The organism is Bacteroides cellulolyticus (genome assembly GCF_025567135.1).
Taxonomy (GTDB): domain Bacteria; phylum Bacteroidota; class Bacteroidia; order Bacteroidales; family Bacteroidaceae; genus Phocaeicola; species Phocaeicola cellulolyticus.
Genome location: NZ_JAOQJJ010000001.1, coordinates 132,243 through 156,945, shown reverse-complemented (window position 1 = coordinate 156,945; position 24,703 = coordinate 132,243). Strand labels below are relative to the sequence as shown.

The following is a 24,703-nucleotide window of genomic DNA, read 5'->3' as shown; positions in this document are numbered from 1 at the left end:
GACATGAGCAGAATAATAAGAGTAGGTATCGTCCAGCAGTCATGCACAGGAGATATCAAATATAACTTGGAAAAACTTCACAGAAATATAGCTTCACTGGCAAAAGCCGGAGCACAACTAGTAGTATTGCAGGAATTGCACAACTCACTTTACTTCTGCCAGACAGAAGACACAAGACTGTTCGACCTTGCAGAACCTATACCAGGCCCTTCAACAGGATTTTATAGCGAAATAGCAGCGGCATACGGTATAGTTCTTGTAACATCACTGTTCGAACGCCGTGCGGCAGGTCTATATCACAACACAGCCGTAGTGTTCGAAAAGGACGGAAGCATAGCAGGCAAATACCGCAAGATGCATATTCCGGACGATCCTGCTTATTACGAAAAATTCTATTTCACTCCGGGCGATATAGGTTTCGAGCCGATTCAGACCTCAGTAGGAAAACTCGGTGTACAGGTATGCTGGGACCAATGGTATCCGGAAGGAGCCCGCATGATGGCGCTCAAGGGAGCAGAACTGCTCATCTATCCTACTGCCATAGGCTGGGAAAGTACTGACACACAGGAAGAGAAACTTCGTCAGCTCGGTGCATGGGTTACAGTGCAGAGAGGTCATGCTGTGGCAAACGGACTGCCTGTAATCGCAGTAAACCGTGTAGGACACGAGCCTGATCCTTCAGGCCAGACCAACGGTATCCAGTTCTGGGGAAACAGCTTCGTGGCAGGTCCGCAGGGAGAGATAATCGCCCAGGCTGACAATATGAAGGAAGAAAATATCATAGTAGATATAGACATGAACCGCAGCGAGAACGTACGCCGTTGGTGGCCGTTCCTTAGAGACCGTAGAATTGACGAATTTGGAGAACTGACAAAACGATTCAGAGATTGATAAATCATACATGACATGGGTAAACTTGCACTTAAAATCTTTAAAGCATTATATGGGCTTGACATTGAGGCTCAAAGTACCGAACTTACCAGACTTAGGCTTGAAAACAGAAGACTGTCTGAACTGTTGAGAAGTACATCAAGGGAATATAACGTCCTCAACGACAAGTACAAGAAGAAAAAAGAAAGTCTCAGCAATGAATGTGGGGTGGTATCCGACGAGCTCAATGAGCTTAAGGAAAAGTACGAGGCCCTGGTCATGGAGAAAGATAATCTTGAAAACGCCATCAAGGAAAATTCTGAAAAGTTTAAAGAAGAAACAGATAAGGTTTCCCTGGAATCTGAAAAGATGTCCGGGGAGATCGGAAATCTGCAGAAGGTCATAGAAAGATTGAATGCAGAGAAAGATATTCTCGAAAAAGAAAAAGAAACACTCTGTAAGGAAAAGGAAACTCTTGGCACAGAAAAAGAAAATCTTGCTAAAGAACTGGAGACTATCAGCAAAGAAAAGGAGACGCTCAGCAATGAGAATGAGGCAGTCAACAATGAACTGAAATCAATCAAAGAGCGTCATCTTTCTGAAAAAGAAAGCCTCAACAAAGAGCTGGAATCGCTTCATGAACTTCATCAAGCCGAAAAGGAAAATCACAACAGCGAATATGAGTTGGTGGCTGATGAGCTGAAAGCGCTCAAAGAAAAATACGAGACTTTAGTCAAAGAAAAAGAGGAACTGGAGAAATCCGCAAAAGAAAATTCCGAAAAGCATAAGGAAGAGACAAGCAAAATTTCCTTTGAATCAGAAAAGATGAGCGGAGAAATTGAAAATCTGCAAAAGGTTATTGCCGGACTGAATACAGAAAAAGAAGCACTGATCAAAGAGAAAGAAAATCTTTGTAATGAGAAGGAAAGTCTCTTGCAAGAAAAGAATGTTCTCGGCATCGAAAAGGAAAACCTTGACAAAAAGAATGAAGAACTTGGAAAGGAAAATGAGACTCTGAATAAAGAAAAGGAAGTTCTCAGCAAGGAGAAAAAGGCTCTTAACAAGGAGAAAGAAAATCTCAGTAAAGAGCTTGAAACGCTAAGCAAAGAATTAGATTCTCTCAAAGAAAGCCACAAAGCGGAAAAAGAGAGTCTGAGCAATGAGTTAAAATCAGCAAATGAACTTCACATTGCAGAGAAAGACAACTTAAACAAAGAAATAGAAAGCCGTGAAAAGGAAATAGCATCACTCAAAGAGTTATATAATAAGGAGAAAGAAGAGAACACTACCCTCTCCGAAAAAGTGAAAACCCTGGAAAGTGAAATAGCAAATCTCAGCCTTACAGCTCAAACGACAGAGGAAGTACCACCTGTTAATGAAGAAGAAAATGAAGTACTTCCGGCTGCTGAAACTTCCATCGATAAGGAATCAGACGATATAACTGATGACGAGGAAGCGATGAAAGAGAATATGCAAAAGGAAATAGTCTCTTTAACACAGAAATATGATTATATCCGCGTCACAACAACAATAGGAAACCAGTATATCTACCAGTCCAGACATTTCCAACTTAGGACAGGACTGTTTGATTGGGGAATAGAAGGAAAGGAAATTATCACTGACGAAATCCTTTATCTGGAAAATTCAGCGGTGACAAAAATGGAAGGTCTGGACAGTCCTTTCGACGGTGAGGAAATAATATGCAATATGGAAGACGAGGATTCCGCTTCTGCCGTTGCCGATTCTTTACTGATGGCAATCTGTACATATCAGCCAATACAGGTAAATTATCATGACAAGAACGGACGTACAACTCTGAAGAATCTGTATCATGTCACTTTCAAGCCTTTGGCCAACAAGTTCAGTCTGCCATACAAAAATCTTTTCAGAGATATGCTCGACGAGAAGATTGATGCGGAACAACTCTCTGCATTATGTCCGCACAATCCTGAGCCAAGAAACTTCGCTATTCCGCAAATTCAGACTCTCCGCCGTTTCAATGCTTTCTTCACTACAAAAGAAGGCATAGAAACAATGAAAGAAGGAATTAAACTTGCACAGGATGCAGAACAGACAGAACTGGCAGAAGTGCTGATGAGTAAAATTCAGAGCTGAAAAACCTTTTAGGACACGTTCACCGGGCGTTCAGGAAACGTTCAGTAAACGTAGTCTGAACATGGTTTTGATTTATTAGCCTGAAAGTTGACTATTTAGAAAATAGTCCGTTTTAAGCACAAATTTATCCTCAAAACGTGTACGGTCTTCTAAAAAAATTATAATTTTGCAGTATGAAAGAGCTAGCAAGACATATAGAAGTACTTTTACTGGAAAATGACTGTGTAATAGTTCCCGGTCTGGGAGGTTTCATTGCACACAATAAAGCTGCAGAGTTCAAGGATTCTGCAAATGTATTTTGCCCGCCGGTAAGGACTATCGGTTTCAATCCGCAGCTTATAATAAACGACGGTTTATTGGCACAGTCATACATGCAAGCCTACGACACTGACTTTCCCGACGCAAGCAGGAAGATAGAGAGTGTAGTATCTCAAATAAAAGATTCATTATATAAAAACGGACAGGCAGAACTTGAAAATATAGGAACACTATATTATACCATGGCAGGAGTATATGGTTTTGAACCATATCAGAATGCTTTCTTCAGTCCGAGTCTGTATGGTTTGGGCAGTTTCTCAATTTCTCCTCTTTCTGAGTTGAAACCGGTCAAGGAAACCGCTGTAGAACCGCGTATAATAATAGAAACAGTACCTTCTCGCGAAGAAGACAGTAAAGAAAAGGCAAAACAACGTCATATCATTAAGCGTATGGCAGAGCATGCTGTAGGAATTGCCGCTGCTGTTATATTATTCTTTGTACTCTCTGTTCCGGTAGAGAACACTTATCTCGATAATTCAAGCTATGCATCTTTAGGAGCAGAAACCATGCTTGATGCCATCAGAAGCAAGTCAATGGCAACAACATCGCTTAAGACAAAGGATATCAAGCAGAATAATGCTACAAACAGACGAAACAATGTGAACACTTTACGTCCTGTTGCTGTTAAAAGTGTAAAGGTGGAAAAAGCCGAGCCTAAAGCTTCTAAAGAAGTAAAGGCATTACCTGCTGTCGCAAAGAAAGAGGTTGTAAAGACTGAAGCAGTTAAGGCTGAAACTAAAGGTACAAAAGAAGTACAGAAAAGCAATTCTGCGCAAAATAAGGGTCTGTTCGTTATCGTATCGAGTCTGCAAACCATGCAGGATGCGGAAAAAGAGCTAGCCAAATTCAAGAAACAGGGATACGAAGAAGCTACTATCCTGACATCAGACAACCGTTACCGTATAGCATTATACCGCTATACAGACAAGTCAAAAGCATACGAAAAGATAAATGAACTGAGAAAAGACGAACAGTTCAAGACAGCGTGGTTACTGAATAAATCCAAATGATTAATTTTTAAGGAATGAAAAGAGTAAGATGTCCTAAATGCGACAATTACATCCAGTTTGATGAAACCAAGTATGAAGAAGGACAGTCATTGGTTTTCATCTGCCCCGAGTGTAAGAAACAGTTCAGCATACGTTTGGGACGTACCAAGCTTAATGCAGCAACACGTCGCGAAGAAATCATAGACGAAAAGGAAGGAACAAAGGATTTTGGCAATGTAGTGGTTATTGAAAACACTTTTGCATACAAACAGGTATTGCCTCTGCATGAAGGCGATAACGTGATAGGACGCAGATGCAAGGGAACAGATGTTGATATAGCCATAGAAACAAACGATCCGAGCATGGACCGCAGACATTGCATAATCAACGTAAAAAGAAACAAGCAAGGAAAATTAATATATACATTAAGGGATAACGACAGTATTACAGGAACATTCCACATGAATGAAATCCTGGGGCCTAAAGAAAGAGTTATAATCGAAGAAGGAAGTATTTTCACTCTAGGCGCTACTACTCTTATTCTGCGCGGTGCAGAAGAGGATAATGAATAATAAACTATATTTTTAACTAACATCACACTACTTTTTTACTTATGGCATTTACCAACAACGTAATGATTGTGAGACACAAACTGCTTGAAAATCTGGTAGCTTTGTGGAAGGAGAAACAGTTAATTGAAAAAATCGACCGTATTCCATTGGAATTCAGTCCAAGACGTTCTCAGCCTGTAGGACGTTGCTGTATCCACAAGGAACGTGCGGTGACAAAATACAAGTCACTCCCTCTGTTGGGATGGGATATGTCCGACGAGACAGACGAACTTACACCGCTGTCTGAATATGCACGCAAGGCACTTGAAAGACACGGAAAAATCAAGGAAAACATTCTTTGCGTGATAGACGAGGCTTGTTCATCATGCGTTCAGGTAAACTATGAAGTAAGTAACCTGTGTAGAGGTTGTGTGGCAAGAAGCTGCTACATGAACTGCCCTAAAGGTGCTGTACATTTCGACAAGAAAACAGGTCAGGCACGTATTGACCACGACACTTGTATAAGCTGCGGTATCTGTCATAAGAGCTGTCCTTATCATGCTATCGTATATATTCCTGTACCATGCGAGGAAGCATGTCCTGTAAAGGCTATCAGCAAGGATGAACACAACATAGAGCATATCGACGAAAGCAAATGTATCTATTGTGGAAAATGTCTTAACGCATGTCCTTTCGGTGCCATATTCGAGATTTCACAGGTGTTCGATGTTCTTGAAGAGATACGTGCAGGAAAACAGGTGATTGCCATCCCTGCCCCATCAATACTCGGACAGTTTGATGCTAAAATAGATGAAGTATATGGAGCATTAAAGCAGATTGGTTTTGCCGATGTTATCGAAGTAGCTGAAGGAGCTATGCAGACCACAAGCAATGAAGCCCACGAACTTCTTGAAAAGATTGCTGAAGGACAGACGTTTATGACTACTTCATGCTGTCCTTCATATATAGAACTTGTAAACAAGCACATACCTGCAATGAAACCATACGTTTCTACTACAGGTTCTCCAATGTACTACGCATCACGCATCGCAAAGAAGAAATATCCTGATGCTAAAGTGGTATTCATAGGTCCATGTATCGCCAAGAGAAAAGAAGCACAGCGCGATGAATGCGTAGATTATGTGATGACTTTCGAGGAAATAAGCTCAGTTATCAAAGGTATGGGAATCGACCTGAAGGAAGTTTCTCCATACAAGGTAGCCAAAGAATCTGTATGCGAGGCTCACGGATTTGCACAGGCCGGAGGTGTGGCAGGAGCTGTAAAAGCTTACCTGGGTGAAAAGGCAAACGGCATTAAGATTATGCAGATTTCGGATTTCAACAAGAAGAATATCGGTGTTCTCAGAGCATACGCCAAGACTGGTAAAGTTGACGCACAGTTCATCGAAATGATGGCCTGCCCTGAAGGATGTATCACAGGTCCAAGTTCATTCAACGATCCTCTTTCAGGCAAAAGACAGCTTAATCAGGATTTGCTGAAACGTCCTCTGAAATACGAGAACTACAAGGAAGAAGAATAAATAAAGATTTTTCATATCACATATATATATGAGAAAACTTATAGAGCGACTTCATCGGGAGAAAACACTTTCTTCCGATGAATTTCGTATATTATTGGATGACTGCGATGACGACAGTCTTGAACTGATAAACAGCATTGCACGCTCCGAAACACAGAAAGTGTTCGGCAACAGGATTTTCGTGCGCGGACTTATAGAGGTTGGAAACTGCTGTCACAACGACTGCCTTTACTGCGGAATACGCCGTAGCAACAGGAATGTGGAAAGATACAGACTAGACAAGGAAACTATACTGCAATGCTGTGACGAAGGCTACAGGCTGGGGTTCCGTACTTTTGTACTCCAGGGTGGCGAAGACAACTATATGACCGACGAAAGAATAGCAGACGTTGTATCGTCCATACGCCGGGAATATCCGGACGCTGCCATAACACTGTCATTGGGAGAAAAATCATACGAAGCATACAAGATGTTCTATGAAGCCGGAGCCAACAGATATCTGCTACGTCATGAGACTCACAATCCTCATCATTATTCATTGTTGCATCCCGAAACGATGTCACTGCAAAACAGGCTGCAATGTCTTAAGAATCTGAAGGAGATAGGCTATCAGACAGGTACAGGCATTATGGTCGGCAGTCCGGGACAGACCACAGACAATATCATTGAAGATATTCTGTTCATCGGCGAATTCAAGCCACAGATGATAGGAATAGGCCCTTTCATACCGCACAGTGACACTCCATTTGCTGATAAAAGCGCTGGCAGCATACGCACTACCCTACTCCTGTTGTCAATATTCAGACTTATGCATCCACACGCACTCATACCGTCAACAACGGCATTGGCTTCACTCGCCCCCGACGGACGCGAAAGAGGAATACTGGCAGGTGCAAATGTAGTGATGCCAAATCTCTCTCCTCCACAGGAAAGAAGCAAGTATTCGCTGTACAACAATAAGGCATCAATGGGTGCCGAAGCAGCAGAAGGTCTGGCTTTTCTTGAACAAAAGCTTAGTGCCATTGGTTATACTATTGACTACGGTCGAGGAGATTATGTTGAATAAGAGAAGTTAATTCTTTAACTTTCATAACTCCTTTAACCACTATAACTTCTAAAAAATATAATTATGTACAGAGCCGATTCAAAAAAGGCTGAAGAATTTATCAGCCATGATGAAATTCTTGACACATTGAAATATGCGGAAGAGAATGCTGGAAACAGAGAACTCATATCATCCATAATTGAAAAAGCAAGAGCTTGCAAAGGTATCAGTCACCGTGAAGCCGCACTGCTGCTTGAATGTAACGACCCGGAACTGCTGGAAGAGATATTCAGCCTGGCAAAAGAAATCAAGCAGAAGTTCTATGGCAACAGAATAGTGATGTTTGCCCCGTTGTATCTTTCAAACTATTGCGTAAACAGCTGTGTGTATTGTCCTTACCATATCAAGAACAAGACTATAGCCCGCAAGAAACTCAGTCAGGAAGATATAGAACGCGAAGTCATAGCACTTCAGAATATGGGGCACAAGCGTCTGGCACTTGAAGCCGGCGAAGATCCGCTACACAATCCGATAGAATATATCCTTGAATCCATCAAGACAATATACGGAATAAAGCATAAGAACGGAGCCATACGCCGTGTAAACGTAAATATCGCTGCCACAACTGTAGAGAACTACAGAAAGCTTCACGAGGCAGGAATAGGTACATACATTCTTTTCCAGGAAACATATCATAAGGAGAATTATGAGAAACTTCATCCGCGTGGCCCTAAAAGCAATTATGCTTATCACACAGAGGCAATGGACAGAGCGATGGAAGGTGGAATAGACGATGTAGGACTCGGTGTTCTGTTCGGCCTGAATACCTATAAGTACGATTTCACCGGACTGCTGATGCACGCGGAACATCTGGAAGCCACTTATGGAGTTGGCCCTCACACTATTAGCGTACCGCGAATATGTTCTGCCGACGATATAAATGCCGCAGACTTCGAAAATGCTATCTCCGACGAGATATTCCAGAAGATTGTAGCCATCATCCGTATAGCTGTGCCATACACGGGAATGATTATCTCTACACGCGAATCGCAGAAATCGCGAGAGAAGGTTCTTGAACTCGGTATCTCACAAATCAGCGGCGGCTCGCGTACAAGTGTAGGCGGATATGCCGTAGAAGAGACACCAGAAGAAAACTCTTCACAGTTCGATATCAGCGACAACCGTACACTGGACGAGATAGTGTCATGGCTGCTGAAACTCGGATACATTCCAAGCTTCTGCACTGCTTGCTATCGCGAAGGACGTACAGGCGACCGCTTCATGTCATTGGTAAAAACAGGACAGATAGCCAACTGCTGCTCGCCAAACGCGCTTATGACTCTACAGGAATATTTGGAAGATTACGCCTCTCCTGAGACAAAAGCCCTCGGTACGAAGATGATACGTGAGCAGATGGAAAAGATTCCTAATCCTGCAATAAAGAGACGTGCAATAGAGAATCTGAAATACATTGGCGAAGGAAAACGCGACTTCAGATTCTGATAATATAACTACAGCTTAAATAACCATAATAATATGTCATTGCAAGATACTCCAAGATCAAACCGCACACATATAGCACTTTTCGGTAAAAGAAACAGTGGAAAATCATCGTTGATAAATGCCATCACAGGACAGGAAGTTTCAGTAGTTTCGGACGTAGCCGGAACTACCACCGACCCTGTATATAAATCGATGGAAATACACGGCATAGGCCCGTGTGTATTTATAGACACAGCCGGATTTGATGATGAAGGAGAGCTTGGAAATCTGAGAGTAAAGCAGACATTAAAGGCTACGGAACGCACTGACATAGCTATTATGGTCTGCACAGACGATAATATCGAAGAAGAACTTCGATGGCAGAAAGTACTCACCGCAAAGAATACACCGGTGATATGGGTACTAAATAAGGTAGACATTCTGGATAACAAGACAGAAACAGCCCTTGCCATAGAAAAGAAATGCGGTTCCAAACCTGTCATAGCAAGTACGCTGACAAAGGAAGGCATCGACGAGATAAGAAAAGCGCTGATAGAAAACCAACCTGACAACTCTTCCGACAATAGTATAATAGGAAATCTTGCCGGCGAAAACGATACCGTACTGTTGGTCATGCCACAGGACATTCAGGCTCCGAAAGGCAGACTAATTCTCCCACAAGTTCAAACCCTGCGTGAACTTCTTGACAAGAAATGCCTTGTAATGAGCTGCACTACAGACAAGCTGGAAGCAATGCTCAAAGCGATGGTAAATCCACCGAAACTTATCATCACAGACTCACAGGTATTCAAGACCGTTTTCGAACTGAAGCCAAAGGAAAGCATACTGACATCGTTCTCAGTACTCTTTGCCAAGCACAAGGGCGATATAGACTATTTTGTGGAAGGTGCACGTACGATAGGCAAACTGAACAACAATTCAAAAGTCCTTATAGCCGAAGCATGCACCCATGCCCCACTCACAGAGGATATTGGCCGTGAAAAAATCCCAGCCATGCTCCGAAAAAGGTTTGGCAATGACATACATATAGATATTGTATCAGGACACGACTTTCCGGAAAATCTTGATGGCTACGACCTGATTATCCATTGCGGTGCATGCATGTTCAACAGGAAGTTTATGATGAACCGCGTTGCAAAAGCCAAGGAACAGAATATTCCTATGACCAATTATGGAGTGACTATAGCTTATATTCAGGGGATACTTGATTATATTGAGTATTAAAATAAGGGAAAAGACCTATTAATTAATGACGCAAAAGTCCAATTTTTTATTTACCTTTGTGTAAAGTACAAAAAGAATCAGGTTATGAAATTTCCAATTGGTATCCAAAGTTTTGAACGCATTATTCAAGAAGGTTATATATATGTCGATAAAACTGACATTATTTATGACCTTACACATAATGGAAGCATTTATTTTCTCAGTCGACCAAGACGGTTCGGAAAGAGCCTACTTGTTTCTACTCTGGAAAACTATTATTCAGGACGTAAGGAACTGTTTCGTGGTCTTGCCATAGAAAAGATGGAGACGGAATGGAACGAGTATCCCGTTTTCCATGTGGATTTCAATGCGACTAATTTCACAAACTCAGGAGAACTGGAGAAAAAACTTAATTTTTATCTTACTGAATGGGAACAGAAGTACAATCTGCCTATACGTGAAAATGAATTGGGTCTTGGAGACCGCTTTATAAAGGTTCTCGAGGCCGCTCATCTTCAGACAGGCCGACGCGCTGTGGTACTTGTAGATGAATACGACAAACCTATGCTTGATGTACTGGATGTGGATACCAATCTGGAGGATAAACACCGAAACATTCTGAAAGCTTTTTATTCCGTGTTTAAGGGAGCGGACAAGCATTTGCAATTCGTTTTGTTGACAGGGGTTACAAAATATTCCCAAGAAAGTATATTCAGCGGTTTCAATCAAGCTAAAGATATAAGTATGGATGTACGTTATGAAGCCCTGTGCGGTATTACTCAGGAGGAAATCGTAAAATATTTTACTGAACCTGTATTGCAAATGGCCGTTGAGTATCAGTGTACACCGGAAGAAATGTATAAACTGCTGAAGAGACAATACGATGGTTACCACTTCAGCGATAAACTGACAGACATTTATAATCCTTTCAGCTTGTTGAATGCTCTTGACGCCAAACGTATCAAAGACTATTGGTTCAGCACAGGAACTCCCACATATCTTATTCGCCTGCTTAACCATTCGCATGAGAGGATGAACGAATTTACTGGAAAGTATTACACTCCGGCGGAATTTATTGATTACAAGGCAGACGTGGAACGCCCTTTGCCTATGATATATCAAAGCGGATATCTTACAATAAAGGCATACGACAGAGATTTCAATACCTTCCTTCTTGATTTCCCGAACAATGAAGTAAAAGGCGGATTCCTTACAATGGTGGCTTCGTCATATCTGCAACCAACTGAATAACACCTTCTACCTCATTATGCGTCTGGTGAGTGTTTATACTGTTTATGCCGAGAAGGTGCAGAGCCAGGGACGTGTGGACTGCATAGTGGAAACATCGGACTATGTATATATCTTTGAGTTCAAACTGGACGGTACGGCCCAAGAGGCACTTCAGCAGATAGAGGAAAAAGGATATGCGCGTGAATATGCAACCAATAGCCGCAAAGTATATAAGATCGGAGCATCATTCTCTTCTGAAACCGGCACAATTAGCGACTGGGCAGTAAATTAGAGAAGTATTACTGAATTCTGAGAGTCATGCAATAACCATAATGAATGTAATATGAATGAAAAACTTCTTATAAAATGTGATACTACTATTTATGCGGACGAGATTACAGATTTGCTTGTTGAAAATAATATCGTTTCTCGCCAGCATGATGAGGGGCAAGACCAAAGGCCTGGTGCTTATGGTCCTATTACCGGTATTGCGATATATGTTTTTGAGAAAGACTATGAAAAGGCAGTTGAGATAATAAATCCTATTGTTGACAAGAGAAATAAATCTTATATCTGGTGCCCTAAATGTGGAAGCTACAATGTATCAGCTATAGCCGTAAGTAATAAATATGGAACTGCTATAACATTATTGTGCATCTTTCTTATTCTTATTCCGGGGATTTATCTTGTTTGGGCAAATGATTTTGGCCTCAGATCAACTATTGCGGATTATATAGCATTGTCTATGTTCATTTCGTTTCTTGTAATTGCATTTTTCGGAAAAATTTCCAATGCCAATTATATATGTAAAGATTGCAATAAAAGGTTTAGCCATAAATGATTTTGCGTAACAGTTACCCAGTCTACACAGTACTAACAAATTCTTGAAGATCGTAGGTCGTTACCTGCAGATGGATAGTGCAGATGATAATGAGATAGATAAAATATAAGCGACTAAGCTCAATCTTAGCCGCTTTTATTTATATTCATTATCTTTATTTTTCTTGTTCTGTTATAATCTCTATCAGTTTGTATCTGACATCGCTATCATCAGCAGGTGGATTTGCTAAAGTCGTTTTTTCAACCTTAAGAGTGTATTCAAAACCTTTCTTATATACAAATCCTTCTATGCCATTTAAGGGAAGTTTTGAATAGCTTGAATTTCCTTCTTCTTTAATAAGCATACATTCTACTGGAGTATCGCTTCCCCAAGGAATATAAGTATCAGTTTCCGCAGACACATACATTTTTATTGTTTCTACTTTGTCTGTCATATCATCTTTATCACAACTGATAGAGGCAAATGTAAACAGGAACAGCATCAGTATTCCAAATAAATTCTTTGTTTTCATGTTACTTTGATTATAGTAGTTTATAGTTTTGCAATAACTCTTATTTTCTGCACTGTTTATCGGTTATCTTATTTGTTATAGTTATCTTTTGGATGACTGTATATAACTACGCAAAATTAGGTATAGACCTAATACAATAAAAGGGATACTCAAAACTTGTCCCATATTGAAAAACATCGAATCTTCGAAACCTTTTTGATTTTCCTTTGTGTATTCTAAAAGAAATCTCATGAGAAAAATGGCAAAAATACTAAAGCCAAAATAGAAATAACTTCCGACTTTAAACAACTGTCTTTTATATTTGTATAGAGAATAAGCTATCAGGAAAATAATAAAATAGCTTATTGACTCATAAAGCTGTGAAGGATGTCTTGGTAAATCGTCAACGTATCTGAATATAAAAGCCCATGGCAAATCTGTCGGACGTCCAATAATTTCAGAGTTCATTAAATTTGAGATTCTTATAAAAGCTCCCCCTAATGGAGCCAAGATAGCTATGATGTCTATTATCTTCGGGAATGGAATATGAATCTTCCGTGAGTATAATAACATGGCAATGAACAAACCTATTGCACCTCCGTGGCTTGCCAATCCTTTGTATCCTATAAACTCGTAAACTCCATTAGCATTTTCTCTAAATGGTATAAATATTTCAATTATATGAGAAGAAAAATATTCAAAGTCATAAAATAGACAGTGACCAAGTCTTGCACCTCCGAAAATACCAATAACAGCATATATAAAAAGTTTCTCCATTGCATCAGGAGTATAAATCTTCTCCTTCTTGTATATATGGCCAATTATGTAATAACATAAGACAAGTCCAGTAACAAAAATCAAACCATAATATTGAATCTTAACCGGACCAAGACTAAATATAACAGGATCTATATCCCAATTTATGTATAATATTGGATTCATTGTATTTGAAATTTATAATTCTGTATTTACATTACTTTTTACTATTCATAATTACCTCTAAAGTGGTAAACTAAACGTGGAAAATCTTCATATTTCTTTCCATCAACCCATAATTCCAGAGGAGAGATATTAAACATTATGAAATTATGTCCTACTTCAGCGTCCCCACCAAAAGTCTGAGCAAAAACAATCCGAATAGAAGGAGGTGCTCCATAACCGCCTAATACGTCGACATCCTTAGGTCGCAATCCAAAATTTATATTCCAACCGTCACTCTGATGAAAATCATAACCAGCAACAACTTCCACCTCTCCAATTTCACGCAGGCGCTCCGTCAGGCCTTCATCTGAAATCAGTTCTACATATGGTAATAATGACATATTGAATTTGAGTGAATCGCGTGAAACAGCTATTGCATTCTGAAGTTCTGTTATACTTGAACCTTGATAATAGTCTACTTGTACAGTGCCATGATAGGTTCCTTTCATGTCGAATAGCATCTGTTGTATTTCTTCTTTAGAAAAGCCCTCTTCCTCTTTATTACAGCTAATAATGGTAAATGTTAACAGGAACAATATCATTATTCCAAATAGATTTTTTGTTTTCATAATACTTTAATTAACTCAATTTTTTGTACTGGATTATCATTCAAAACAGCTAATATCGCAAATATAGTGTTTATAATCTAATACGGATTCTATCCTCCATTTTTTTTGTAAAAAAGAGTCTAATATTCTGCTAATTATAACAATATATCTGTGGTACTTACATTTTTTACTCTTACATACGATTCTTCTGGCTCTCCCCTGCTCCTGTTCCTTTGTACTTACTTTTGGTTGTATTAAACTTATAGCGGACAGTCAGGCTGACACTACGTGCATTTGGGTCGTTATACATCTTGATAGTACGCACCTCTCCAGAATATAAAGTTCCGTATTGTTTTTGAGTATTAAAGATGTCATTGGCCTGAAGCAGAAAACTCATTCTGCCATTCATGATAGATTTATGCAAGCTTCCGTTTACCGACCAACTCTGTTCGTCCAATCTGGTATTCTGCATATCGCCTGTACTCATCCATCTGACACCCATGTTTAGAAGAAAGCCCATAGGCAATTCAAGACTGTTATCCCAGTTAAGCATAAACAATGGCTTGTTCAGATTAATGTTACCTTCAGGGCTTTCCACCTCCAGCCATTGCTTGTTCAAGCTGGCTGTCCAGGAAGGCGACCATTTACCTATGGTAGTAGCAGCAGTTATAGCGACAAACAGCATGTCATAAGCGGGTGAATTGTTCTGGCTTATCAATGCGATGGTAGGATCTTCGCTTGAGTATGGATAACTTGTATTAAAGATATCATCTTTAACATGCTGGTATCCTGCACGCCCAGACAACCATCTGTAGGATACACCTAAGTTTAGTGAGTTTGTCATGACTGGTCTCAACAACGGGTTTCCGCCTTCATAAGTATAACGATTGATATATACCACCTGGCTGCTCAGTTGTGAGTAACGCGGACGCTGTATCTCCGATCTGTACTGCAACATAACCTGTGTTTTTCCAAGTGGAAAGAAAAGCGATGCCGAAGGAAACACATTGTGGTAAACCTTACTCTGATCTTTCTGATGTTCATCATTTACATAATAATCAAAATCATCGTACTCGTATCGGATGCCCAGCTGAGCGTTTACTTTGCCAAATGCCTTGCTGTATTCTGCATAGGCAGAAGCGTTGTTCTCATTAATTTCATCTTTACTGTCGGATATGATACCTTCGGGATTACGATAGTCCATGTTTCTGTTCATATATCCATATTCTGCACCAACAGAGAAATTACCTCCCCATAAAGGGCGTGACAATACAACCTTGGCAGCATAAAATTCATATTCAGTGTCACTGTATGTAGTTACATTGCGGACAGAGTTGGTTCCGTCCATGGCATTTATCTGCTCATTTGCCAGATTGTCCGCATCAGTTGTCTGCCAGATGGCATTACCATCCACATCAATTTGCCAGTTACCGGCATTGCCGTTATAATACAAATCAAGAGTATGTTTGGTATAATCATTAGAGCCGACGGAAGAGTTGTCAGAAGATTCATAATCCGTTCCATTACTGAATACATCGGTATATACATCCATATAATTTTTGTAATACGGTTGCCTTGAGATACGATAATATGCGCCCAACGAATGATTGTTATTAAACACATAATTCATACCCAACCTACCGGTAAATGTCCTGCTCCGGCTTTCCACATCTGTAAGACTTTCCTGTTTCCAGTGTTTATCCAGATAAGTATCCTGAACGGCCTGATGAGTCTTCCAGTAGTAGCTGTCAGAATAAAACAAAAGGCCAAACAAATCAAAGTTATTCTTTCGGTAATTAAAGTTGAACTGGTCCAGCCATCCCGCTTTCTTGTTGTAATCTCCCATTAAACGATTGTCAAAGCCAAAACCCTCACCTGCCGGTTTTTGTGTATTAATACGTATAACAGCCTTCACAGATGCATCGTAACGAGCACCTGGGTTCATCACGACCTCCACATTCCGAATACTGGTACTGGATAACTGGTCAAGTTCTGAAAGGTCACGTACCTTGCGTCCGTTTATATAATACTCCGGTGTTCCTCGCCCTAATACTTGCAAACCGTTGCCTACATCTGCCACACCAGGCAATTTGCGCAATACATCATTGGCTGTACCGGCATAAGACAGTTTGCTATTCTTTACTTCAGTGACCATGGCATCACCCTTAACGCGTGTTTTAGGCAAATCACCCTTTACCACCACTTCACCAAGCATCTGTGCATCCGAAACAAGCTGTACAATACCAATATTTGCCGGAGATACCGGCTTACATACGGTCTTATATCCGATAGAAGATATTTTCACTATCTGGTTTTCCGATGTTGCCTCCAATGTGAAAGATCCGTCCTCACCGCTGATAGTTCCGCTAACAAAAGCAGAATCCGGCAAGGACAGAAGCACCACATTGGCGTATGATAAAGGTTGGTTCTTCTCGTCAACCAGTTTTCCGCTTACGGTCTGCGCGGATAGAATTACAGGCAAGAAGACCAACAAAGATGTAAATAGAAAAGTTTTAATCGCTTTCATTATAAAGATACTTTTTAGGTTATTATTGCTCATGGTTTATATCTCCGAATGCAAAATTAGAACATATAACAATACACCATTTAAAAAGTATCTCTACATTTAGCCATTAACAAAATACGGCATAATACACTGATTATATGCGTATTATGCCATATTATACGATTATGTCAATCTCTACATTTTCTTTTTTCAGAACTCTGCCACCCACCTGTCGAGTGTCATATCCTCAGAAAGACCGCCTTCCAACGAATCACTCAAATGCTTTTTCAGACGGAACTTCTTTTGGGATACAGAAGAGACACTGACACCGAATATCTCCGACATCTGAGTGTTGCTGAAACGGAGCTTGATCAGGATACAAAGATGAAGCTCCTGCTTTGTAAGTGTCAGACAGATACTCTGCATACGGCTCACGAAATTGCCGTACGTACTTTCGCACATTTGCTCCAGAGTCTCCCATTCCTTATCATCAAGAACACGGCATTTCTCTCTAAGTTCCTTAACCAATCTGTCATTGTCCACAACATAGTCGGCAAGCATACGTTCACGCTGCTTCAGGTTAAGGTTCTCTTCTGATATACTACGGAATTTCTCCGTATCACGGCGGGCCTTGTCAAGTTTAGAGGTATATTCGACAATATGCTGTTGCAGAGTGTTTATATTTTCAGACAGCCTGCTATTCTCTGACTGAAGACTGTCTATCTGTTCACGATATGAATCTATATCTTCAGCATTAACTTCCTGACGTGATATCTGCTCCTGCAGCTCGTCCATATAGCGGTTGTTCTGCATGAGCCGTGTCTCGTATTCGTGCAGTTGAAGCATGTAGTCCTGTAGCTGTTCCGACTGTTTGCGGATAGTAGTTTCCTTACGGACAAGACGTTTCTGGTAAAAATATGCTACAACAGCTATAACTACAATCAGGCATATCGTGATGATGAACAGCATACGCTGCGCATCTGCCTTCTCCAGCTTCAGACGCTGTTGCTCAGTGATGAGTTTCTGATGGTCATACTTCTCCTTATAGGCGATGATTTCCTTGCCTTTATCCAAGGACATGACAGAGTCGGTATAGAAAAGAAGTGAATCGCAATAGGTCTTCAGATATTTACGGTATTCAGGCGTATCACCCAATTGATACAGAGCTTTATATATGGATTTTTTGGTATAAACATTATCCGTATTTAAGTCCTTGTTCAAATAGAAATATGCAGAATCATACTGATTTAGCATTAAATAATTTGTACCAATCAGCAATGATGGCTGATACATCTTAGGTAATGCTTTTAGAATTTCCAATGACTTTTCAAACTTCCAACTGTTCGTATAAACCAAAGCAATTTCTTTTTGTATTGAATAATAATATTCATTGTTTTCAAATCCGAGTTCAACAGCTTTTGCAGCAGTTTTCTGATAGGTTTCTATTGCTTTTGGAAATTCATTTGATATGCAATAACATCTGGCCAACAATCCTAAAGATGTCATCTGATAGCGATTGTTAGAATCTTTCACAGCATAATCGTATGCCTTCATACAAGCATCAAGTGCATAATCAGCAAAATCACGGAATAAATAGAGATTTGTTAAAGAAGACATTATCAGATATCCGGTCTTATAATCATCAGTCTTATCCACTTCTGTCTTAGCTGCCAGATAATACTGCATCGCTTCTTCTATATTCCCAAGATCATAATTTATACAACCCATATATAGGGCTGCTATCGCCTTTCTACGGGCATTGTTTGTTGGCTTGTAATAATCGTATGCAATTCTCACAAGTGAATCTGAAGGGATTTTCATCATCCGTTTGTACTGCGCCTGTGTCAACAACAGACACCACAGCGCATGGTTCTCCTTATCCCGGCGTGCTGAAGGCATCGGCATGTCCTCCAGAATATGAAGCGCACTGTCCGGATGGTCAAACATCACGGACTCCGCATGAACCAGTTCCGGAAGCAGTGTTTTCTCTTTGCCGTTTCCGCTGCATCGAATATTCAAAAGGACTGTAAAAGCAATCAGAATGTACAGAATATAGTGGGTTATCTTTCTCATTTTACAAAAATTTCCTGCAAAAATAAGAATATTCCGGCACTATACACATCGGATTTTATGTAATAAATCACCGGACTCTGATTATTTTCTCTTCCCACATAGGGGTTTTTACATAAATCTGCGTTATTGAAGTGAAAGCAACAAAGGAAAAGGATTAATTACCTGCTTAATTATAAAAGCATGAGACAAATCAGAAAACATCGAGCTGAAACAGTTATCTCCACACGAACGTGTCGAGTACTCCACACGGACGTGTCGAGAGCTCCACACGAACGTGATGAGAACTCCACACGAGCGTGTGGAGAACATACAAATTACATAAATATATATGACAATAATTGTTATTTAGGCACGGAAACAGTATATTTGTAAAAATGCCATCAAATATATATGCCTTAATAACCACAAAAACTAAATACATCAGTAATGAACACCGACAGAAAAGAAATCTTCAAGTCCAGGTTTAACGAACACTATCCAAGACTATGCAGCATAGCATACGAATATGTTTCCGATGCTGACGATTCGGAAGACATAGTTCAGGAACTGTTCATAAATATATGGGATAAAGGTAAGGACGCTCTTCCGGACAAGGAATTTGCAGCCTACATCACTACAGCTGTAAAAAATGCCTGTATCTCGTTTCTCAGAAAAAAATGCTCTTACACTGTTTCGATAGAAGACGCTCCATCTGCCGGAGCACACCTTCCGGATGAGGATACACTGGACACTGACAGGAAATCACCTGAGGAACTTTTATCGGAGGCTCTGGCTGTACTCCCGCCAAAATGTAAGGAAATTTTCCTACTTTCAAAGCTTAAAGGCATGAAATACAGGGAAATTGCGGAGTTGTTGTCATTATCGGAAAAGACAGTGGAAAATCAGATGGGTAAAGCCATCAAACTGCTCAGAGAGTTTGCAGCCACATGTTCGTTCACTATCGCGGTTATTATCACTTTAATCATATCAATCATTTCAAACAACATATAGAGATGAAACATACAGAAGAATATATCAACGAATTACTGGCTAAATATATCACAGGCGAGGTAATGTCGGACTCGGAAAAGAATGATATTCAGGAATGGATAGCTACGCATGCCGACGAATACAACAGGCTGGTAAAACTTATATCGCCAAAGAAGGCTCCCGAATTCGGAACAGCAAAAGCATGGGCCAGAATAGAAGAGCATATAAACAAGACGTCGGCAAAGAAACCGGCAATGAGTATCTCAATAAACAAGAACAAGAAGAAGTCATTGGGCATGTCGGTTTTCTATGCGGCAGCTTCGGTCCTTGTAATAGTAGTAATATCAATCTCATTCTTTATGAGCAACAGGGATAACAACAATGAACAGCTGTTTGCCAACAACACTGCAGAGAAGATGATGATTTATCTGCCGGACAGTTCGTCGGTGACTCTATATCCTAATGCAAACGTGAGATATAGAACGGGAGGTATGAACTCGGCAAGGGAGGTAGCTCTAAATGGAAAGGCTTTCTTCAATGTGAGGAAGATGCACGGAAGGGCTTTCAAAGTACAGTCAGAAAACCTTATGGTGGAAGTGCTGGGAACATCGTTTCTGGTTGATGCCACTAAAGCTGAAAGCTCAAGCGTATATGTAAAGACCGGTGTGGTAAGCGTAGAATCGGAGGACAGCAAGGTAATAATAAAAGCCAACCAGAAGGCGGAACTTGAAAACAACACTCTAAAGACAGGTAAGATAGAGAATCCGTATGAGGTGTTCGAAGAGAAACCTAAAGTCCTGTCGTTCGAGAATGCGGGAATAATGGAAGTGGTGGAAAAGATAGAACAGACCACGGGAGTGAAAATTGAGGTGAGCAAGGAACTACGGAATAACAAGATAACAAGCAGGATTGACACTGCCGATACGGAGGCAATAATAATGGAACTGGCTTTCCTGTGCAGCTGCAAATACGAAATTCTGGAAGCCGGAAAGCATTACCGATTATATTAACCAAGCATTCATAGCCGGATGATACATCAATCAATGAAAGTCCTGCTACTGCTGTCGGCAATGGCTCATGCAGGAGATGCTTTTCCCAACACGGAAGCATCTGTAAATGAAACATCAACCGACATAACTGCAGGAGGTATTAAGGAAAACATTTGTTCATCAGACGACAATAAACTGACCGATGAGGTTCTATTCGTTAGAGCCTCATCGGCTTCTGTGCTTCAATGGTTCAGCTATATCGAGAAACAAAAGGGAATATCGATTTCGTTCAACCAAGCTATAGACATGGAAAGGAGATGCACCGTGAGACAGTCCGCCACCATGTCGGTAGCCCAACTGCTGGACATTATTCTTAAAGACTACAGATACAGCATTACGGAAATGCCCGGAAGGAAAATCGCGATACGCATTGATGCAAAAAGGGAATTCTCCGTAAGCGGAACGATAGCCGACGAATCAACATCCGAGAAACTGTATGGGGCAATCATAATGGCGTCAGGTACGGACGGCAGGAAGATTTACTCCACAAGCGACGAGAACGGCAACTACCGGCTGAACCTTACAGAAGGGGAATATACCATTGAAATAAGCTATATGGGATATGAGAAATTCTCTACAGCTCTGCATCTGTATAGCAGGAAAAGACTGGACATGAATCTCAAGCCGGCTCTGTTTGAGGTTGACGAGGTTACGGTCAGGTCTATCAGAAATGATGCGGAACTGGCAGAGATTACTCCATCAGGCATGCTGTCATTCAGCGGAAACGACCTGTTTTCGCAAATATGGATACTGCCCGGAGTGACCGGCACTCCTACGGGAAACAATTTTATGGTGGACGGCGGAAGTTATGACGAGAACATAATCCTGCTCGACGGTGTGCCTGTGTTTCATCCGGGACACGTCAACGCTCTGCTTCCACAATTCAATGGCGACGTCATAAAGAATATTGTCTTCCACAAGGGCTTCTTCCCCACCCGTCTGGAAGGCGGACTTTCATCGGTCACGGAATTCAATCTTAAAGACGGAAACAAGAACAGGCATACACGTACTTTCTCTATCGACATGCCTGCCGCATCGCTTACACTGGAAGGGCCAATAATAAAAAACAAGCTGTCGTATCTGGTGAGTGTAAGAAGAAGCTGGATGGATTTCTTCGACGAACTTTTATCGGAGGAAAACAGACTGAACCACTACTCGTTCGACTATACGGCAAAACTGTCATACTATATGTCGGAAAACAGTTCCTTAAAGTTCTTTGCATATAATACATTCGACGAGTTCAGATTTCCCCTATACACAGAAGAAGCCATACCTGTAGTGAAATGGAATAACCAGATATACAAGGCCACTTATAACGGAATGTGGGGAAAACTTGGTAATACCACATCTGCCTACTATTCGTCACACATGAGCCGTGCAAACGCCGATGTACTTGGTTTTGGTTTGGGTGACGACTTTGAAGATGATATGGACCCTGACAGCGGATGGGAAGACAATTGGAATGACGATTGGAATAATGGAGATTCCTTTAATCAAACAGAAAACAATGCGTCTAACAATGAAATAAGCAACGGAATAAAGACAATAAATTTCAATACTGAATTTACTTACAGTCCGGAAAACATATACTCTACCCGTTGGGGATTCAAGTACTCGCACGAGATGTATGAGATGACAGCTTTCGGAGAAAACATCAAGAAGCAGAATGAGGCCATTAACCAGTATTCTCTGTACTACGACAATTATATCAGAGTAACAAATAACCTTACAACACGTGTAGGAGTACATTTCATTGCATACAATCCTGTAAACTTCCGAAATTATTACAGCATACAGCCTCGTTTTGCATTGAACTTTACACCTGGTAAGAATGACCTTATATACCTGAATTTCTCTAAAATGGAGCAGTTCTATCATTACATCAGTTTCAATGGTATTTCTCTACCGACAGATTTCAGAATGCCGAGCATAGAAGGATTTAAACCGCGCTCATCGGAACATTATGAGATTGGCTGGAAAAAGAATTTCGACAGCGACAGAGGAAAATTAGAAACATCTGCATATTATAAGACAAGACGGAATATCGTAGCCCTGAAACCGGATGCAATAGTAGAAAACGATAACTGGAACAACTATATAATGGTGGGTAACGGAGACAGTTACGGAATTAAAATGTTCCTCTATTATATGTACAGAAGATGGACTATGCAACTGTCATATACTTATTCAAGGAGCCGTGAATGGTTCGATGAATACAAGAGCCTGGGCAAACTTCCTTCTTTGTATGATATGCCACACTATGGAGCAGGAGCCCTGTCATACAAGATAAGCAAATCGTCAAGCCTGTCTATAGGATGTATAACAAAATCGGGAAGAATCAAGACATCGGACAACTGGTTTGAAAGCGACAAGGATTTGGGCTTCAGGCAAAGACGTGGAGAATTCAACTACAGAATTGACGTAGGATATACATTCAAGAAGGATTTCGGAGACAAATTGCTACTTCTCAGATGCGGTCTTTACAATCTGCTTGGCAATCCACCCGAGGAAGATATAGTTGACTTCTATTCTGTACATTTATCAGAAAATTGTCTTCCATACGGAAGTTTAAGTTTCAAGTTCTGATATATATAAAACCAAAAAATCCTGATCTGAAATACAGACCAGGATTTTTTATTTTTATCAAACTATCAGATTAATATCCAAGTTCTTTTTCAAGAGACTCATACTCAGCTCTGTTAAGCTTCCAGTAGATTCTCAACATATACTGACCCCACAAAGCTTTGTTATCAGGAGCCAATTCTTTAGCCTTTTCATAGTAAGGCAATGCCTTTGCATAAAGCTCTTTAATCTTAGCTTCACCTTCTGCATATTTAGGATCGTCCATAGCAAGCTGAGAGTTAGCTTCTTCTATATCCTGACCAGGGAAGAAGTAGCAGTCGCCCATCTTGGAATATGCTTCTGCCACGAAACCGTCGTTCTTGTCAACAATCTGCTGCAATGTAGCTATTGCTCCTTCGTAGTCTTTGTTTTCATACTGAAGTACACCCTTTACATACAAGAAGTAAGCAGAAGGATTATTTGCTATGATACCGTCTATTTCAGCCAAAGCTTCTTTTACCTGACCTTTCTGGATGTAGTTGTCCATAAGGTTACCAACGAAATATTCCTGTGCTGGGAATTTTTCAACACCTTCTTTGATAGTAGCAAGCCATTTTACAGAGTCCTTAGCTTCGTCTGACTTATAAACTTCAGCAAGACACATCAATGCTCTGTAACCTTCTTCCTTATGGTTCTTACCCATTTCTGCATACTTGATAACAGCGGCATTGTCTTTCAATGAGTTAGCAGCCAATGTAGCATAGTTTGCGATAAGTGGAACAAGTGTATCATTCTTTACTTCTTTCATATCTGCAAAGATAGGAGCTGTTGCAGCATCGCAGTATGTTCCAAAGAATTTCAATGCGGCACTATAGTTTCCTGCATTATAAGCATCAGAACCTGCATTTGTCAAATTAGGACGTACAGAAACCAATGTCTTGGCCAATTTCTTTCTCAATTTTGGCTTCTTCAATTCACCACTTGCCACTTTTGCCTGTTCAACTTCATCACATTTCATGTAATATTCGAACATTTTAGCCAAACTATTGTATAATTTAGCTGTATCAGCCTGTCCACCCGGGAGATAAAGTTTCATATTCTCGTCATCGTAGATAGCCTTCTGGAAATCACCGGCAAGTTTCCATGTTTCAGGATCATTGGCTGTTGTAGGATCGCTCAATGCAGGTTCAATAATCTGAGCAGCCTTTACAGGATCACTCTTAGAAGATTTCGCTTCTTTTACAACACTAGTCTGTGCTGATACTGCGCATGTAGTAAACAACACGGCTGCAGTTAGTAATACTTTTTTCATAATGTTT

General features: G+C 40.5%; 18 protein-coding genes and 1 pseudogene. 13 read left to right on the top strand and 6 right to left on the bottom strand.

From position 1 onward, the window contains the following. The first annotated feature begins 3 nt into the window (after positions 1 to 3). The 10 genes and pseudogenes from OCV82_RS00665 (at position 4) to OCV82_RS00620 (ending at position 12,206) form a co-directional block, all read left to right on the top strand. A complete protein-coding gene (locus OCV82_RS00665) occupies positions 4 to 891 on the top strand; it encodes a carbon-nitrogen hydrolase (RefSeq protein WP_154042620.1) in 888 nt (295 codons plus the stop codon). Between the two features lie 15 nt (positions 892 to 906). Beyond that, a complete protein-coding gene (locus tag OCV82_RS00660; protein WP_154042619.1) occupies positions 907 to 2,985 on the top strand; it encodes a hypothetical protein in 2,079 nt (692 codons plus the stop codon). A gap of 173 nt (positions 2,986 to 3,158) precedes the next feature. Beyond that, entirely contained in the window at positions 3,159 to 4,313 is a 1,155-nt protein-coding gene (locus OCV82_RS00655) for an HU domain-containing protein (protein ID WP_154042618.1), read from the top strand. A 14-nt stretch (positions 4,314 to 4,327) separates the two neighbouring features. Further along, positions 4,328 to 4,864 carry an FHA domain-containing protein gene (locus tag OCV82_RS00650; RefSeq protein ID WP_154042617.1) on the top strand — a complete coding sequence of 179 codons (537 nt, stop codon included), beginning with the start codon at positions 4,328 to 4,330 and terminating at the stop codon, positions 4,862 to 4,864. A 41-nt stretch (positions 4,865 to 4,905) separates the two neighbouring features. Beyond that, positions 4,906 to 6,384, top strand: a complete 1,479-nt coding sequence (locus OCV82_RS00645) for a 4Fe-4S dicluster domain-containing protein (protein WP_154042616.1) — start codon at positions 4,906 to 4,908, stop codon at positions 6,382 to 6,384. A gap of 28 nt (positions 6,385 to 6,412) precedes the next feature. Next, positions 6,413 to 7,450, top strand: coding sequence for a [FeFe] hydrogenase H-cluster radical SAM maturase HydE (gene hydE / locus OCV82_RS00640; RefSeq protein WP_154042615.1), 1,038 nt, complete (start codon positions 6,413 to 6,415; stop codon positions 7,448 to 7,450). A gap of 63 nt (positions 7,451 to 7,513) precedes the next feature. Further along, positions 7,514 to 8,932 (top strand): [FeFe] hydrogenase H-cluster radical SAM maturase HydG, encoded by a 1,419-nt coding sequence (gene hydG, locus OCV82_RS00635; protein ID WP_154042614.1) that lies wholly within the window; start codon positions 7,514 to 7,516, stop codon positions 8,930 to 8,932. 33 nt (positions 8,933 to 8,965) lie between these two features. After that, positions 8,966 to 10,156, top strand: a complete 1,191-nt coding sequence (hydF, locus tag OCV82_RS00630) for a [FeFe] hydrogenase H-cluster maturation GTPase HydF (protein ID WP_154042613.1) — start codon at positions 8,966 to 8,968, stop codon at positions 10,154 to 10,156. A gap of 84 nt (positions 10,157 to 10,240) precedes the next feature. Then, positions 10,241 to 11,657 (top strand): annotated as a pseudogene (locus tag OCV82_RS00625) (AAA family ATPase). Between the two features lie 51 nt (positions 11,658 to 11,708). Beyond that, on the top strand, positions 11,709 to 12,206 hold the full coding sequence (locus OCV82_RS00620) for a putative signal transducing protein (protein ID WP_154042612.1): 498 nt from the start codon (positions 11,709 to 11,711) through the stop codon (positions 12,204 to 12,206). A 154-nt stretch (positions 12,207 to 12,360) separates the two neighbouring features. Here OCV82_RS00620 and OCV82_RS00615 read toward each other — a convergent pair whose 3' ends face one another. From OCV82_RS00615 to OCV82_RS00595, 5 genes are all read right to left on the bottom strand, one after another. After that, complete coding sequence (locus tag OCV82_RS00615) at positions 12,361 to 12,717, bottom strand: DUF4377 domain-containing protein (RefSeq protein ID WP_154043057.1); 357 nt, start codon at positions 12,715 to 12,717, stop codon at positions 12,361 to 12,363. An 81-nt stretch (positions 12,718 to 12,798) separates the two neighbouring features. Then, positions 12,799 to 13,638, bottom strand: a complete 840-nt coding sequence (lgt, locus tag OCV82_RS00610) for a prolipoprotein diacylglyceryl transferase (RefSeq protein ID WP_154042611.1) — start codon at positions 13,636 to 13,638, stop codon at positions 12,799 to 12,801. Positions 13,639 to 13,679: 41 nt separating this feature from the next. Continuing rightward, positions 13,680 to 14,246 carry a DUF4840 domain-containing protein gene (locus OCV82_RS00605; RefSeq protein WP_154042610.1) on the bottom strand — a complete coding sequence of 189 codons (567 nt, stop codon included), beginning with the start codon at positions 14,244 to 14,246 and terminating at the stop codon, positions 13,680 to 13,682. A 172-nt stretch (positions 14,247 to 14,418) separates the two neighbouring features. Then, positions 14,419 to 16,752, bottom strand: coding sequence for an outer membrane beta-barrel family protein (locus OCV82_RS00600; RefSeq protein WP_154042609.1), 2,334 nt, complete (start codon positions 16,750 to 16,752; stop codon positions 14,419 to 14,421). A gap of 189 nt (positions 16,753 to 16,941) precedes the next feature. Beyond that, complete coding sequence (locus tag OCV82_RS00595; RefSeq protein WP_154042608.1) at positions 16,942 to 18,804, bottom strand: coiled-coil domain-containing protein; 1,863 nt, start codon at positions 18,802 to 18,804, stop codon at positions 16,942 to 16,944. 426 nt (positions 18,805 to 19,230) lie between these two features. On the opposite strand from OCV82_RS00595, the gene OCV82_RS00590 reads away from it, so the two are divergent. From OCV82_RS00590 to OCV82_RS00580, 3 genes are read left to right on the top strand one after another with little or no spacing between them, the layout of a single operon-like run. Next, the gene (locus OCV82_RS00590) at positions 19,231 to 19,794 is read left to right on the top strand and encodes an RNA polymerase sigma-70 factor (RefSeq protein WP_154042607.1); all 564 of its coding nucleotides are present in this window, start codon (positions 19,231 to 19,233) and stop codon (positions 19,792 to 19,794) included. Between the two features lie 2 nt (positions 19,795 to 19,796). Next, positions 19,797 to 20,783: a FecR family protein gene (locus tag OCV82_RS00585; RefSeq protein WP_262542711.1), complete on the top strand. Its 987-nt coding sequence runs from the start codon at positions 19,797 to 19,799 to the stop codon at positions 20,781 to 20,783. 18 nt (positions 20,784 to 20,801) lie between these two features. Then, complete coding sequence (locus OCV82_RS00580; RefSeq protein ID WP_154042605.1) at positions 20,802 to 23,408, top strand: TonB-dependent receptor; 2,607 nt, start codon at positions 20,802 to 20,804, stop codon at positions 23,406 to 23,408. A 70-nt stretch (positions 23,409 to 23,478) separates the two neighbouring features. On the opposite strand, the gene OCV82_RS00575 is transcribed toward OCV82_RS00580, so the two are convergent. Continuing rightward, positions 23,479 to 24,696, bottom strand: a complete 1,218-nt coding sequence (locus OCV82_RS00575; RefSeq protein ID WP_154042604.1) for a tetratricopeptide repeat protein — start codon at positions 24,694 to 24,696, stop codon at positions 23,479 to 23,481. Positions 24,697 to 24,703 lie beyond the last annotated feature (7 nt).

Bases quoted from the DNA above. Each gene is read 5' to 3' on its own strand.
- OCV82_RS00605 (WP_154042610.1), bottom strand. From the start codon at position 14,246: ATGAAAACAAAAAATCTATTTGGAATAATGATATTGTTCCTGTTAACA.
- OCV82_RS00620 (WP_154042612.1), top strand. From the start codon at position 11,709: ATGAATGAAAAACTTCTTATAAAATGTGATACTACTATTTATGCGGAC.
- OCV82_RS00615 (WP_154043057.1), bottom strand. From the start codon at position 12,717: ATGAAAACAAAGAATTTATTTGGAATACTGATGCTGTTCCTGTTTACA.
- lgt (WP_154042611.1), bottom strand. From the start codon at position 13,638: ATGAATCCAATATTATACATAAATTGGGATATAGATCCTGTTATATTT.
- OCV82_RS00575 (WP_154042604.1), bottom strand. From the start codon at position 24,696: ATGAAAAAAGTATTACTAACTGCAGCCGTGTTGTTTACTACATGCGCA.
- OCV82_RS00650 (WP_154042617.1), top strand. From the start codon at position 4,328: ATGAAAAGAGTAAGATGTCCTAAATGCGACAATTACATCCAGTTTGAT.
- OCV82_RS00590 (WP_154042607.1), top strand. From the start codon at position 19,231: ATGAACACCGACAGAAAAGAAATCTTCAAGTCCAGGTTTAACGAACAC.
- hydF (WP_154042613.1), top strand. From the start codon at position 8,966: ATGTCATTGCAAGATACTCCAAGATCAAACCGCACACATATAGCACTT.
- OCV82_RS00665 (WP_154042620.1), top strand. From the start codon at position 4: ATGAGCAGAATAATAAGAGTAGGTATCGTCCAGCAGTCATGCACAGGA.
- OCV82_RS00645 (WP_154042616.1), top strand. From the start codon at position 4,906: ATGGCATTTACCAACAACGTAATGATTGTGAGACACAAACTGCTTGAA.
- OCV82_RS00580 (WP_154042605.1), top strand. From the start codon at position 20,802: ATGATACATCAATCAATGAAAGTCCTGCTACTGCTGTCGGCAATGGCT.
- OCV82_RS00660 (WP_154042619.1), top strand. From the start codon at position 907: ATGGGTAAACTTGCACTTAAAATCTTTAAAGCATTATATGGGCTTGAC.
- OCV82_RS00595 (WP_154042608.1), bottom strand. From the start codon at position 18,804: ATGAGAAAGATAACCCACTATATTCTGTACATTCTGATTGCTTTTACA.
- hydE (WP_154042615.1), top strand. From the start codon at position 6,413: ATGAGAAAACTTATAGAGCGACTTCATCGGGAGAAAACACTTTCTTCC.
- hydG (WP_154042614.1), top strand. From the start codon at position 7,514: ATGTACAGAGCCGATTCAAAAAAGGCTGAAGAATTTATCAGCCATGAT.
- OCV82_RS00655 (WP_154042618.1), top strand. From the start codon at position 3,159: ATGAAAGAGCTAGCAAGACATATAGAAGTACTTTTACTGGAAAATGAC.
- OCV82_RS00585 (WP_262542711.1), top strand. From the start codon at position 19,797: ATGAAACATACAGAAGAATATATCAACGAATTACTGGCTAAATATATC.
- OCV82_RS00600 (WP_154042609.1), bottom strand. From the start codon at position 16,752: ATGAAAGCGATTAAAACTTTTCTATTTACATCTTTGTTGGTCTTCTTG.